The organism is Thermococcus sp. ES12 (assembly GCF_012027515.1).
Taxonomy (GTDB): domain Archaea; phylum Methanobacteriota_B; class Thermococci; order Thermococcales; family Thermococcaceae; genus Thermococcus; species Thermococcus barossii.
In genome coordinates, this window is sequence record NZ_SNUP01000002.1 from 115,462 (window position 1) to 129,003 (window position 13,542).

Here is a 13,542-nt window from a genome sequence, read left to right on the forward strand (position 1 = left end):
ATCGGATTTGAGCGGGGTGGGAAAAATGAAGCGCGCTGTGGTGCTGTTCTCGGGTGGGCTTGATTCGACGGCCTGTCTCTACTGGGCAAAGAGGAACTACGATGAGGTCATAATGCTCACAGTCAACTACGGAAGCAATGAGGAGAGGGTTACAAACAGGGTAGCGGAGTTCTTTTCGAAGGAGCTGGACGTCTCGCTGAAGGTGGTACGGCTTGATTTCCTCGAGGAGTTCTCAAAGCTCCGCGGGACAACCCTAGTGGGCGGCGAGACTCCAAGGGTTACCGCGGAGGAGCTTGAGGACATGAGTGTCGCCCAGGAGACTGCCAAGAGCGTCTGGGTTCCAGCTAGAAACGTCGTCCTGATAAGCGTTGCTGCATCTCTCCTCGATGCGCTCGGCGGCGGGGACATAATAGTCGGCTTCAATGCGGAGGAAGGGGCCACCTTCCCCGACAACACGCCCGAGTTCGTGGAGAGAATGAACGAGATGCTGAAATACGGCACAATGGCCGATGTGAGGGTCGTCGCCCCGCTGATAGACCTCGACAAGAAGGGAATAGCAAGGCTTTTGAAGGAGCTGGGCGCGAAGTACGAGTACTCCAACTCCTGCTACATGCCGAAGGGCTTCACCGAGGACGGAAAGCCGATACACTGCGGCGAGTGTGAAAGCTGCGTCAGACGCCATAGAGGCTTGATGGAGGCTCTCGGAGAAGACAGGACGGTTTATGCGGTTGAGCCGAGGATTTGACTGGGGGTTCCCAGATGGATAAACGAGAACGCTATTTGGAAGGAGTTATTTTTGCTATTTCATCTTCATTCAATAAAAATGAGCTGAAAACTATCCTTGAAGACCTCGGAATTGGAGTTAGATCATCAGAAAACAAAAAAGAGCTAGCTCTAACGTTAATAAACACTCTGAAAGACAATTATGCGGAACAGGAGATTTATGAGTTGTTAGATAGAATACCCAAGAACCAACTTGTTGAATCTTTGTCTTCGCTCAACATAGAACTCAAGGCATCTCGGAAGGAGGAGATAATTAACGAGATCTTGGAAAACTCCCGAATAAAAGTTTCAAAACAAAAAACTTTGACAGAAGACATAATTGATTATCAGAACTACGTAATGCGAGTCCTTCAATCGTTTATCATACATGTGGGAAAGCCATTCTCGCGAAAACACAAGAGAGTAGCAAAGATTACAGTTTCAGATGAAGCCGAAGTCAGAAATCAAATCGCGGCGTTTATCAAAGGAAGGCTTAGCGTCGAATATCCAGAGCTCACAAAATTAGTTGAGATCGAAAAAGAAATCTCGGTACAAAAGGGGAAAAGACGAGTGATAAAGCTAGGAAAAATGGACATTGCAATTTCAAACAAAGTTGGAATTGAGATCAAAGTACTTAGGAGCCTAAGTGAGCTTGATCGTCTATGGGGACAAGTTGAGAAATACGGGGAATACTTTGAACATATCATAGTGGTGCTAGTAATCCCAGAATCAAAAGTCCAGCTTAGACAGTGCGAAACATTAAGGGCTTGGATTAAAAAACTAAGGGCACGCAATGTTCCTGTTTTGATTTTGTATTCAAAGATGAAAGGCAAACAATGTCGGCAAAAAACCAAGAGAATTAAGAGACGGAAGTCTCGACGTTAACTTTCTCACTACCGCAAGATTTATAAATTCGCCCTCTACCCTATCCATTGGGCGTGGGGCGGTAGCTCAGCCTGGGAGAGCGCCGGACTGAAGATCCGGGTGTCGGGGGTTCAAATCCCCCTCGCCCCACCACTTTCTCTCAACGCGGTGGTAGTCTAGCCTGGTCTAGGACACCGGCCTTCCAAGCCGGTGACCCGGGTTCAAATCCCGGCCACCGCACCACAACCCGCTTCTCGGATCGTCCGCACATTCCAATGGTTCAACGCTATAGGAGGTTTCTGACTGCCCATATCTGTCCACTAAACGTTATAAAGGCCACCGGTTTACTTCGTCTTTAGGTGGGCTACGTTGGAGAAAGACGCTCATAGGTTCGAGCTTAACGGTGCTTTCGTTCTAATTCCCAAAAAACCCGATTTGAAGTATCTGTACATCGAGATAACCAACCGCTGCAACCTCCGGTGCGAGATGTGCTTCAAGCAGTATTGGGAGGATCCGGAGGGCGATATGGACTGGGAGCTGTTTCTGAAGATTCTCGACGATGCCGAGGAGCTACCCGAGCTGGAGATGATATACTTCGGGGGCATAGGTGAACCAACAGTTCATCCGCGTTTCATGGATATGGCAAGGGAGGTTAAGAAGAGGGGGTTTGCGCTGGGAATAAGTACCAACGGCTTTCTTCTCACGGACAAACGCATAGAGGAGCTCGTTGAGCTCGGTCTCGACTTGATATACTTTTCGGTGGATTCGGTGCCCACCCAACCGGTGGACATAGGCCACATAAAGCCAGACGTAACGGGTTCCAGAATCAGGAAGATCCAGGAAGTCAAGAAGAGGCTCAACAGTGACGTTCCGCACATAGGGGTTGAGGTGGTGGTCACCAAGGAGAACTACACCGAGCTCATAGACATCGTCCACTACGTTGGATCCCTGGGCGTGGATACCGTCCTCATCTCAAACCTGATTCCAATAACGAAGGAGCACGCGGAGCTGATAGTCTACGACGGGAGCGTTGACATGAAGCCGATAATAGACAAGCTTGAGGCTGTATACCACGGATACATTTACAAACTCGCGGAGTTTTCCCTGAGAACGGAGAGGCACTGCGAGTTCGTGGAGAAGAACGTGGCCGTCATACGGTGGGACGGCGAGGTGGCCCCGTGCTACCGCTTCCTCCACACCTATCCAGAGATAGTCTTCGGAAGGGAGAAGAGGGTGATAGCGTACTCCTTTGGAAACGTCAAGGAAAAGAGCCTGAAGGATATATGGACCAGCAGGGATTACTCGTGGTTCCGCTTCGTCGTCAAGAACTCGCTGTATCCGAGCTGTGCCGACTGTCCTCTGAACGAGTCCTGTTCCTTCGTGTGGGATACCGAGTCAGACTGCTGGAGCAACAAGCCGAGCTGTGCCGACTGCCTCTGGTCGAGGCGTATAGTGCTCTGCCCGATACCAGAGAAGGGCATGAAAGGATATTGGTGAAGTTAAATTCATACTTTTATCACATTTTTCCTTCTGGTTAACAAACTTTTAAGTTCGAAAAAATCCACCCCAATGTTTGTTAAACTAATGTGCTTATCATGACATCAATGTTGCATTTTTTTGCTTTCGTCAAATTTATTAGCATCAATGTACAAAAATGCTTCCAAGAACTGCTGGAGGCTTCGAAATATGTTTGCGTACTGGGGAAAAATTTTGAGAGTGAACCTGACGGACGGAACCATTAAAGAAGAGCACTTTGACGAGAACTTCGCAAAGAAGTGGCTGGGCACGAGGGGCTTCGGAATCTACTTCCTCCTGAAGGAGATGGACCCAACCGTTGACCCGCTTAGCCCGGAGAATAAGATTATCTACACCACCGGCCCGCTGACCGGAACAACGGCCCCGACCGGTGGAAGGTATATGGTGATAACCAAGAGCCCGCTGACCGGCTACATAGCCATGGCGAACTCGGGCGGATTCTTTGGTGCTGAACTCAAGTTCGCCGGCTGGGACGCCATCATAGTAGAGGGAGCGTCCGACCACCCGGTTTACCTCTACATAAACGACGAGAGCGTCGAGCTCAGGGACGCGAGCCACCTCTGGGGCAAGACCTCTACCGAGACCGAGGAGACCCTGAAGGAGGAAATCGGGGACAAGCGCATAAGGGCGGCCCTAATTGGTCCGGCTGGAGAGAACCTCGTCAGGTTCGCCGCGGTTATGAACGACGAGCACAGGGCAGCTGGTAGGGGCGGTGTCGGTGCTGTAATGGGAAGCAAGAAGCTGAAGGCGATAGTCGTTCGCGGCCACAAGCGCGTTGAAGTGGCCGACAGGGCGAAGTTCACAAGCGTCGTCAAGGAGAAGACCGACAAGCTGAGGAATGACCCCGTTGCCGGCGGTGGACTGCCGAAGTACGGAACTGCCGTCCTCGTGAACATAATCAACCAGAACGGCCTCTACCCGACGAGGAACTTCCAGTACAGCCAGTTTGAGTACGCTGAGGAGCAGAGCGGTGAGGCGATGACGGCCAAGTACCTGATAAGGAACAAGCCGTGCTACGCCTGTCCGATAGGCTGTGGTAGGGTGAACAAGCTCCCGACCACAGGAGTCACAGAGGGGCCGGAGTACGAGAGCATCTGGGCGCTCGGAGCACACAACGGCATTAACGACCTCGCGAGCATCATCGAGGCCAACCACTGGGCCGACGAATACGGTATGGACACCATAAGCCTCGGCGGAACCCTTGCGACTGCGATGGAGCTCTACGAGAAGGGCCTTCTCAAGCAGGAGGACCTCGGCGAGGAGGCGCCGCCCTTCAGGTGGGGCAACACGGAGGTTCTCCACTACTACATTGAAAAGATTGCTAAGAGGGAGGGCTTCGGCGACAAGCTGGCCGAGGGCGGCTACCGCCTGGCGGAGATGTACGGTGGAACCGAGTACTTCATGGGCGTCAAGAAGCAGGAGCTTCCGGCTTATGATCCAAGGGGAGCCGAGGGACACGGCCTCGGCTACGCCACCAACAACCGTGGTGGCTGCCACATCAAACAGTACATGATAAGCCCCGAGATCCTCGGCTACCCGTACAAGATGGACCCGCACGACATCGGCGATGAGAAGATAAAGATGGTCATACTCTTCCAGGACCTCACAGCTCTCATCGACGCCGCTGGACTGTGTGTCTTCACAACCTTCGGTCTCGGCGCCGACGACTACCGCGACATGATAAACGCCGCCACCGGCTGGGACTTCTCAACCGAGGACTACCTCAAGATTGGAGAGCGTATCTGGAACGCCGAGAGGCTCTTCAACCTCAGGGCCGGCCTCGACCCGCTCAAGGAGGACACCTTGCCGAAGAGACTGCTTGAGGAGCCGGTCAGGAACGGGCCGAACAAGGGCCACGTCGTCAGGCTGCACCTGATGCTTCCGAAGTACTACAAGTTCCGCGGCTGGACCGAGGACGGAAAGATAACCGAGGAGAAGGCAAAAGAACTCGGCCTGGACGAGTTCTGAAGCTTAGGTTTGTCTTTTCCTTTTCCATGCTTATTTTGCCCAGCTATCGAATGCGCAAGTTACAGGACCGCACATATCAACCTTTTGTTGCAATCATCGCAATCACAACTTACGATTTGTTGTGTCTATGATTTACGAAAAAGCCAAAAAATATTCCTCAATCGAGATAATGCGCAAGAATACGTTTTAAGATCAAAAAGTTTATATTGCCACTGCCCCATATGGGACTCTGATGAAGGGTATTGTACCCGGATGCTGAAATTAAAGTGGCTATGAATTGAGGTGTTCAAGAATGAAAGGATTGAAGGCTGTTGTGCTGGGCCTCTTTTTGATAGGCCTCATAACAGGAATGGCCGTTGCAGCACCAACAAAGCCCGTTGTTCAGAATAACGACATACAGCAAAAGAACTATGGCCTCCTCACCCCAGGGCTTTTCAAAAAGGTACAGAGAATGAGCTGGAACTCCGAGATAAACACCGTGATAATGTTCGAGAGTACCAGAAGCCGCGACAGAGCTCTGAAAATTCTCAAGCTTATGGGAACGGAAGTCAAGTACACCTACAAGATAATCCCCGCAGTTGCTGTGAAAATGAAAGTTAAAGATGTCCTTGCAGTGGCAGGCATGATAGACGCAGGGTTCTTCGGAGGAACCAAAGTTTCAGGAATAAAGTTTATCCAGGAAGACTACACTGTGAAAGTCAACGTGGAGTATGAGGGCCTTGACGAGTCCGCAGCACAGGTTATGGCAACCAACCTCTGGAACCTCGGATATGATGGCTCCGGAATAACGATTGCTGTTATTGACACGGGTATAGATGCCTCTCATCCTGATCTGCAGGGCAAAGTTATCGGCTGGATGGACTACGTTAATGGCCGCTCAAGCCCATACGACGATAACGGGCACGGAACACATGTTGCGAGCATAGCTGCAGGAACCGGAGCGGCCAGCAACGGCAAGTACAAGGGAATGGCCCCCGGTGCTAAGCTCGTGGGCATCAAAGTCCTTGGTGCCGACGGTTCAGGAAGCATATCAGACATCATAGCCGGTGTGGACTGGGCGGTCCAGAACAAGGACAAGTACGGAATAAGGGTTATCAACCTCTCACTAGGGTCAAGCCAGAGTTCAGATGGCACCGACTCACTCAGCCAGGCAGTCAACAACGCCTGGGACGCTGGAATAGTAGTCTGCGTTGCCGCTGGAAACAGCGGGCCTGACAAGTACACCGTCGGCTCCCCGGCAGCGGCCAGCAAGGTCATAACGGTGGGAGCCGTTGACAAGTACGATGTCATAACCGACTTCTCAAGCAGAGGGCCAACCGCCGACAACAGGCTCAAGCCCGAGGTTGTGGCCCCGGGCAACTGGATTATAGCCGCCCGTGCCAGCGGGACAAGCATGGGGCAACCGATAAACGAATACTACACCGCCGCCCCCGGAACCAGTATGGCTACCCCCCACGTAGCAGGGATAGCTGCCCTCCTCCTCCAGGCCCACCCAAGCTGGAGTCCAGACAAGGTCAAAACGGCGCTCATAGAGACAGCAGACATCGTCAAGCCGGATGAGATAGTAGATATCGCCTACGGTGCCGGCAGGGTGAACGCTTACAAGGCTGCATACTACGACAGCCTATCCAAGCTCGTCTTCACCGGCTACGTCGCCGACAAGGGAAGCCAGACTCATCAGTTCACGGTAAGCGGCGCTTCTTTCCTAACGGCAACGCTCTACTGGGACAACGGCGGAAGCGATATTGACCTGTACTTATACGACCCGAACGGCAACCAAGTCGATTACTCATACACCGCATACTACGGCTTCGAAAAGGTCGGCTACTACAACCCAACTTCCGGAACATGGAGTCTCAAGGTGGTCAGCTACAGCGGTTCAGCCAACTACCAGGTAGATGTAGTTAGTGATGGCTCCCTCAGTGAATCCAGCGGTGGTGGAGGAACCCAGCCCACCGTTGATGAGAAGACCTTCACCGGCTACGTTCACGAGTATAACGACAAGAGCGACAGCTTCACCATGACCGTCAACAGCGGCGCGACCAAGATAACCGGCGACCTCGTCTTCGACACCAGTGCCCATGACCTTGATCTCTATCTCTACGATCCCAACGGCAACCTCGTGGACCGCTCCGAGAGCTATAACAGCAACGAGCACGTCGAGTACAGCAACCCCGCCCCCGGTGACTGGACGTTCCTCGTCTACGCCTACAGCACCTACGGATGGGCCTACTACACCCTCTACGGCAAGGTCTACTACGGGTGAACCCTTTTAACCCCTCTTTCTTTTGTTTGTGAGGTGGTGGTTGAAATGGGGAAGTTTCTATCTATAATACTGCTCACGCTCATGCTCTTATCAGCCGTACCGGTTCATGCCGGCTCTCAAATCAGGCCTTACGTCTACGAGCCGACCGTTCCTGACACGGCCTTTGCCATTTTGGCTTTCTATCGTGTTGGAGAATATGAAAAGGTTCTGGAGGGTTGCGAGTGGCTCATGCAGATAAGGACACCCTTTGACTCCTGGGGTTTTGCCAACGGGGAGGAACACGAGGCCAAGTACACGGCCATGGCAATGCTCGCGTTGATGAGGGGCGAAAACATCACCCGCGGCAGGTACGTCCAGACCCTCAACAGCGCCGCCTACTGGCTGATATACAAGCAGAACCCGGACGGCTCCTGGAACGACTACACCGACACGGCACTGGCGTTAATAGCTCTCAGGGAGTTCGTCGATGGGGGCTACATCAACGAGACCCTCGTGGGCTTCAGGAAGCAGGTGGAAGAGGCCATAAACCGCGCCCAGGGCTGGCTGATGGGAACCGAGCCCAGGACAGATATGGAGTGGATATTTGGCTACATGGCGCTCGGTGAAAAGGAGCGGCTCAGGGAGATGAAAGTGGAAGGCGAGATGAAAGCCTACCGCGCCTTTGCCCTCGCCTACCTCGGCGAGGAGGTGGAGCTTAGCGGGGACTTTGACTCCACAGTCGCTGTGGCAATGGCACTCTACGCGACGGGAGATGAGAAATACCGCGAGGAACTGCTCAAGAGGGAGCACTTCGGCTTCTGGGGCGTCCTTCACTACCGCGTCCTTGATCTGCTGAGCGTTTCCAAAATCAAAGGCTTTGAGGAGCTCCGCCCCATAGCCTGCCCGTACCTCTCCAAGATAAACCCCACCGACGACTGGGAGAAGATAATCCTCGCCGACTACCGCCTTCTCTGCAACGAGACCCCCGAGTTGCCCTCCAGCATCTCCGGTCTTCTTCCCTGGCAGGTGGCGGAGCTCGCGAGGGTTAAGGCCCTCATGGGCTTGGACTACGACGACGAGGTGGACTACCTCATTTCAACCGAGAAGGACGGCGTCTGGAGGGATTTCTACAACACCGAATACGTTGTGGAGGTTTTTAGGTTCCTCAACGTAAGCTACAACTACTCCCCCTCGCTGGACTACCTCAGTAGGAACCTGACGTGGATGCGCGAAACTACTGACCCGAAAACTGGGAACCCAGTCTATTACAACGTGCCGACCTACTACTTCGCCCACGCGGTTATAGTTTTCAGCGAATTTGGAATGGACAGGGAGCTCAATGAGGTCCTAAGCCTGCTTGCGGAGAGGCAGTATCCCAACGGAGCGTTTCCGTACACCCAGGGTTCTATAGCCGGAATCACTTCGACGGCCAGGGTAGCCTGGGCGCTTCAGGAAGCGGGGCTTGAGGACTCTGAGATTTACGAGAGGGCGGTCTCCTTCCTTCGGGGTCTGCTCTACGCGAAGATTCCAGCACCCGTGAGTGAGGGTGAAACGGCGAAACTGGCCAACGCCACCTTCCTGCTCGTGGAGAACGGTTCTTACATCGGCAACGCAACGGGGGAGGCGGTGGTTACGGGCTTGGACGGCTACGTCGTCATTTACCCGTCGAAGAACCCCCTGACAATAACCGCCTACGGGGTCAATGGTTTCCGCGCCGCCGAACCTGAGACTGAGGAAGGAAAAACGGCCTACTTCTACATTGGGGTCGGAGTCCTGCTGATTAGCCTGGCCGGAATCGTGGTCCTGAGAGGCAGGAGAAAAGGGAAGAAGTAATTCCCTTCTTTTTTGATTTTCAGGTGGTCGAGGCTTCCTCGTCGTTGTAGAGCTCGTCGCCGACGGTGATCCTCTCCTCAAAGCCCTTCGAACCCTCGAGCGTCTGGATCCTGAACATGTAGCTCTTGTACCAGTTGTAGGTCGGCCTGACCTTGACCGGCAGGAGCTTCCAGGCGCGCGTCTCCTCTTCATAACCCCAGTTCACGTACTCGTTGAAGTTCCTGATGATGTCGGTGATGACAACATTGAACTCGTTGAGGAGCAACCTCTGGATCTCGCGCCACTTGTCGAGGGAGCTTTCCCTTCTCGTTATGCCGAAGTAGCCGGCGCAGCCGGGCCCTTTAAGCGTCGCTATTCCCCTACCGACGAAGGCCCTTATCGCCTCAACGGTCTCGGGCGGGTCGGTTATGAAGGTGTCGAACTTGTGGAGCGCGTAGTCCGGGAGCGGCTCGCGGAGGTCGAAGGTGAACATCTCGATGTTCTCGTAGCCGAGTTCATCTGCAGTTTTCTCGATGAACTTCACGAGCCTCTCGTCAATGTCGAGGACAGCTATTCTCTTCGGAAGGCCGGAGAGCATGAGGGCTATGCTGGTCAGGTCGTCGTCGCCGAGAACGAAGACCTCCTTGTTTTCGAGGTCTCCCCTCGTGTGCATCAGGGCTATCCTGGCGACGGTCGTCTCTGGCGTAACGTAGGCCTGGTCGAAGTCGTGCTTCGGCTGCGGGCGGTCCTTCACTATCTCCTTGAACTGCTCGAGCAGGTCGCTGAAGGCATCTAATTCGACCGTCTTACCCTCGCAGTGGGAGCAGGTGTAGTCCTTCCTCGCCCCGATTCCGTATTTCTCCACCAGCTTCCTGCCGCTCTGGGTGAGGACGACGTTCGGACCGTCGAATGCCACGTAACCCATCTCGTGGAGCGCCGTTATGACCGCCACAACCAGCGGAAGCGGCTCCTCGCTGAGGTCAACTATCCTCCAGACGTCACCGCTCGCCTGGATGGCGCTCAGAACGTTCTCGACGGTTCTCTCGTAAACCGGAATGCTCGTCTTCTCCCTGACTTTTTCCACTATCTCCCTCATCGCAAGCACCTCCAGAAGGATTTTGGGTTCGTAAACGGGGTTGGTGTGGGTCTCTTTTAAGGTTTTTCCCGGGAACCAAGTCTCAACATAATCTTTTTGTATGTCCCTTTTGGATACTCGTTGGTGACAGAAATGTTCGAGAACATTATAGAGAGACTTCTAAGTCTGCAAGCACCTGTGACCCGTAAACTCAAAATTCCGGTTGCAGGCATTAAAGCGTTTGAAGTTATCTTAACTACCGGAGAAGAAATATCTGATCCTGCCGCTGCCATCGAACTTGCCGTGAATGAGTTTGCTAAATATTCCAAAGGAGATCATCAGTTAGTTTCTGATTTCAAGAAAATTCTTGCTAGGGAATTTTCGGGATTAAACAGCACCAAACTACTCAAGAAAAAAGCTAGAGCCCTCAAAGAAATATGGGAAATTGAAGCTAGAACGTTAGCTGCCAAAAACAAGAGGAATAGGTGGTTATCAATCCGCGTTACTAAGGAGGAGTATGAGGCCATTTCTAAACAAGCACAGGAGGAGGGATTGGACATATCCAATTACATTAGAAAGAAGTTGGGTCTTGGGTATAAATCATGAATATTGTGTTGCACCAAAAATTTTATATTTACGTTGCACGTAATTTTATCGAATGCCTTATTAGGGCATGGCCTAAATAATGGCTGGGGGATGTAATCGATGGCAGAACCTATCCTTAAGTGGGCTGGGGGGAAGAGACAGATATTACATGAAATTGTTGCTTTAATGCCAAAGGACTTTAGGAATAGAACGTTCCATGAGCCGTTTTTTGGCGGCGGTGCCGTTACTTTCTGGATGGAGCCCAAAAGAGGTACTATAAACGACATAAATCCCAAACTCATAAACTTCTATGTCGTCGTTAGAGACCATGTTGATGAGCTAATTGAAGATGCGAAGGGGCACAGAAATGAGAAGGAGTACTTCTACAAGGCTCGTGAGGAGTTCAATGAGATAGTTAGAAACGGATTTGAAATTCCGAATATCAGACTCGCTAGCCTGCTTTTGTACTTAAATAAAACTGCCTTTAATGGTTTATACCGCGAGAATAGGAAAGGCGAGTTCAATGTCCCGTTTGGTAGATACAAAAACCCTAAGATAGTGGACGAAGAACGCCTAAGGAAGGCTAGTGAAGTTCTGAAAAAGCTCGATATTTACAACGAAGACTTCACTTATATCCTAAGAGTTGCCAAGCCCGGGGACTTGGTTTATTTTGATCCTCCCTATCACCCGGTTTCAGAAACCGCCAGTTTTACAAGCTATTCTAAGGAGGATTTCAGCAAAGAAGACCAGGAACGCCTCAGGGACGTCTGCCTTGAGCTTCATGAGAGAGGGGTCTACTTTATCCTAAGCAACTCTTATGTAAAGCCGGTTCGTGAGCTGTATGAAGGGATAGACGGGTTTGAAATACTCAAGATCTACGCAAAGAGGCCAATAAACTCAAAAGCCGATCGCAGGGGTGAAGTCCCTGAAATGCTTGTTACGAATGTTCCAGTAGAATTACAGATGGGGTTAGAGAGGGCAAAGCTTCTTGTCAACAATGGTAGATCAAAGGCTTCGATGGTCTCTAAGCCGCTTGTTGAGTATTTAACCGTTGCAGAGCGATCTGTTTAAAAAGTTCCACCTTCTTTTTGATATCTGGTGAAGTCCGTGAAAGTGGATGATGTGTTTGAGATAGTTCAAAAAATAAAACCTGCAGAAATAAAGGAGACTAAAAAGGCCCGTAGAGTTATCAAAGAAGGTGGGAGGATCCTGTTATATTCTGGCTCCAACGGAACCAAGGTCTACATTGTCAGAACGGATAAGATATGCACGGGGGATTTTAAAGTCGTTCTTCAACCTGAGGGAAGAAAAGAATTTGCCCCAACGCATGTTCGGTTATTCTTTGATCTGTATCTTAAGCGGATAAGTGATGAAAAGCATGCAAGGGCCGTGTTTTTGGCATTTGAACGGATCAATCACGGAGAGGACATAAATGAGGTTCTGGACGACGTTCGAGGTATAAATTTCTCAATGGAACTCGATCCCCCTGATGTAACGGTTTTCTATGGCTCATTATTAATGGCAGAGCAGGATTGGAACTATGGTAGCAGGGGATGCAAAGAGAGCAAACTTGATCCTCCCCGAGAGTTTCTTATGCGGTTCATACGATGGATCGCACAGAGCGAATACGGGGATATAGACAAGATAATAACGACTGCCGTTCGAAATAGGCCTGCGCCGAAGAAATACGGTGTCTCTCTTTTTGAGCTCTGGAAGAGCTAGACCACTTTACTTTCCCTGAACTTTCCGATTTTCTCCCCTTCTCCCGATTTTCTGAATACGAACAGATGTTCATGTGCAATTAGATAGAAGTCTCTTTTCCTTGTTTTCCAGGGTTCTGTACCCCTCATATGGTGCTGAACCTTAATAATGTCCTCCTTTAATATAAATCCAGTCTCCAAAAACACTTTCATAACTCTAAATGCTATTGGAACATAGTGTCTGTAGCGTCTAGTGTCTCCCATTAAAATAGCCGCGTATTTCCCGGGTTTTAGTACCCTATAGAACTCTTCAGCAACTTTTTTCATTTCTGAAACAAACTCATCTATTGACTTAACGTTGGATAAATCTCCTTTCACAAGAGAACGTGATCTTTTTGTGTATCCAATGATATTAGCGTAAGGTGGATGAGTAGCTATTAGGTCTATGCTTTCGTCTCCAATTTTGTCTAATTTCCTTGCATCGCCCTGATAAAGACGAATTTGGGGCTCCACCCACTCAATGTTCTCTTTTAGTCCAAGGTATGAACTTAACGTGGGCTGTCCCTCTTTACGGGGATCATACTCAAAATTCAATCTATCCCATGCCACCATTAGAGCCTCATAATTTATGTCAACCCCGATCCCGTGTCTTCCGAGCAGTTTACACTCTATCAGCGTTGTTCCGCTTCCCAAAAATGCATCTAAAACGACATCTCCGGGTTTTGTATACTGCAGGATTAAGTTCCGGGGAACTTGGGGGGCCCAGTTGCCCCTGTATTTTGCATTCGCGTGATGAGTTGCCCATTTCCCACGCTCTGGAAAGCTCCATACAGTCGTTATTTCAAGCTTGAAGTTCTGAGGCTGAAATGTTTTGATTGGAATGGGTTTTCCAATCTCTATTCTTTGGTCCTCTATAATAACGTGATCGTGCTTTTTTATGAATTCCAGATACTCCCCAAACGGAACTTCTCTCATCTTGAGTCCCCGTTATCATC

The 13,542-nt window shown here is 50.9% G+C and carries 11 protein-coding genes and 2 tRNA genes; 11 read left to right on the plus strand and 2 right to left on the minus strand.

Going from position 1 to position 13,542, the window contains the following annotated elements; all coding sequences use genetic code 11:
* The first annotated feature begins 25 nt into the window (after positions 1-25).
* The 8 genes from queC (at position 26) to E3E37_RS05425 (ending at position 9,208) form a co-directional block, all read left to right on the plus strand.
* A complete protein-coding gene (gene queC, locus E3E37_RS05390) occupies positions 26-745 on the plus strand; it encodes a 7-cyano-7-deazaguanine synthase QueC (RefSeq protein WP_167716296.1) in 720 nt (239 codons plus the stop codon).
* A gap of 14 nt (positions 746-759) precedes the next feature.
* A complete protein-coding gene (locus E3E37_RS05395) occupies positions 760-1,647 on the plus strand; it encodes a hypothetical protein (protein ID WP_167715611.1) in 888 nt (295 codons plus the stop codon).
* A gap of 55 nt (positions 1,648-1,702) precedes the next feature.
* Positions 1,703-1,779, plus strand: a tRNA-Phe gene (locus E3E37_RS05400).
* A gap of 12 nt (positions 1,780-1,791) precedes the next feature.
* Positions 1,792-1,869, plus strand: a tRNA-Gly gene (locus E3E37_RS05405).
* Between the two features lie 126 nt (positions 1,870-1,995).
* Positions 1,996-3,123, plus strand: a complete 1,128-nt coding sequence (locus tag E3E37_RS05410; protein WP_167715613.1) for a tungsten cofactor oxidoreductase radical SAM maturase — start codon at positions 1,996-1,998, stop codon at positions 3,121-3,123.
* 189 nt (positions 3,124-3,312) lie between these two features.
* Positions 3,313-5,130, plus strand: coding sequence for an aldehyde ferredoxin oxidoreductase family protein (locus tag E3E37_RS05415; RefSeq protein ID WP_167715615.1), 1,818 nt, complete (start codon positions 3,313-3,315; stop codon positions 5,128-5,130).
* 292 nt (positions 5,131-5,422) lie between these two features.
* The gene (locus E3E37_RS05420) at positions 5,423-7,396 is read left to right on the plus strand and encodes a S8 family serine peptidase (RefSeq protein ID WP_167715617.1); all 1,974 of its coding nucleotides are present in this window, start codon (positions 5,423-5,425) and stop codon (positions 7,394-7,396) included.
* Between the two features lie 33 nt (positions 7,397-7,429).
* Positions 7,430-9,208 carry a hypothetical protein gene (locus E3E37_RS05425; protein ID WP_371731689.1) on the plus strand — a complete coding sequence of 593 codons (1,779 nt, stop codon included), beginning with the start codon at positions 7,430-7,432 and terminating at the stop codon, positions 9,206-9,208.
* 19 nt (positions 9,209-9,227) lie between these two features.
* Here E3E37_RS05425 and bpsA read toward each other — a convergent pair whose 3' ends face one another.
* Complete coding sequence (bpsA, locus tag E3E37_RS05430; RefSeq protein WP_167715619.1) at positions 9,228-10,283, minus strand: N(4)-bis(aminopropyl)spermidine synthase; 1,056 nt, start codon at positions 10,281-10,283, stop codon at positions 9,228-9,230.
* A 132-nt stretch (positions 10,284-10,415) separates the two neighbouring features.
* On the opposite strand from bpsA, the gene E3E37_RS05435 reads away from it, so the two are divergent.
* The 3 genes from E3E37_RS05435 (at position 10,416) to E3E37_RS05445 (ending at position 12,569) form a co-directional block, all read left to right on the plus strand.
* A complete protein-coding gene (locus E3E37_RS05435) occupies positions 10,416-10,868 on the plus strand; it encodes a plasmid mobilization protein (RefSeq protein ID WP_167716300.1) in 453 nt (150 codons plus the stop codon).
* Positions 10,869-10,967: 99 nt separating this feature from the next.
* On the plus strand, positions 10,968-11,918 hold the full coding sequence (locus tag E3E37_RS05440) for a DNA adenine methylase (RefSeq protein ID WP_167715620.1): 951 nt from the start codon (positions 10,968-10,970) through the stop codon (positions 11,916-11,918).
* 36 nt (positions 11,919-11,954) lie between these two features.
* Positions 11,955-12,569: a hypothetical protein gene (locus E3E37_RS05445; RefSeq protein ID WP_167715622.1), complete on the plus strand. Its 615-nt coding sequence runs from the start codon at positions 11,955-11,957 to the stop codon at positions 12,567-12,569.
* Here the strand turns inward: E3E37_RS05445 and E3E37_RS05450 are convergent.
* Entirely contained in the window at positions 12,566-13,522 is a 957-nt protein-coding gene (locus E3E37_RS05450) for a DNA methyltransferase (RefSeq protein WP_167715624.1), read from the minus strand. The two genes, E3E37_RS05445 and E3E37_RS05450, sit on opposite strands and share 4 nt — an antisense overlap.
* Between the last annotated feature and the right edge of the window lie 20 nt (positions 13,523-13,542).

Bases quoted from the DNA above. Each gene is read 5' to 3' on its own strand.
- queC (WP_167716296.1), top strand. From the start codon at position 26: ATGAAGCGCGCTGTGGTGCTGTTCTCGGGTGGGCTTGATTCGACGGCC.
- E3E37_RS05395 (WP_167715611.1), top strand. From the start codon at position 760: ATGGATAAACGAGAACGCTATTTGGAAGGAGTTATTTTTGCTATTTCA.
- E3E37_RS05415 (WP_167715615.1), top strand. From the start codon at position 3,313: ATGTTTGCGTACTGGGGAAAAATTTTGAGAGTGAACCTGACGGACGGA.
- E3E37_RS05420 (WP_167715617.1), top strand. From the start codon at position 5,423: ATGAAAGGATTGAAGGCTGTTGTGCTGGGCCTCTTTTTGATAGGCCTC.
- bpsA (WP_167715619.1), bottom strand. From the start codon at position 10,283: ATGAGGGAGATAGTGGAAAAAGTCAGGGAGAAGACGAGCATTCCGGTT.
- E3E37_RS05435 (WP_167716300.1), top strand. From the start codon at position 10,416: ATGTTCGAGAACATTATAGAGAGACTTCTAAGTCTGCAAGCACCTGTG.
- E3E37_RS05440 (WP_167715620.1), top strand. From the start codon at position 10,968: ATGGCAGAACCTATCCTTAAGTGGGCTGGGGGGAAGAGACAGATATTA.
- E3E37_RS05450 (WP_167715624.1), bottom strand. From the start codon at position 13,522: ATGAGAGAAGTTCCGTTTGGGGAGTATCTGGAATTCATAAAAAAGCAC.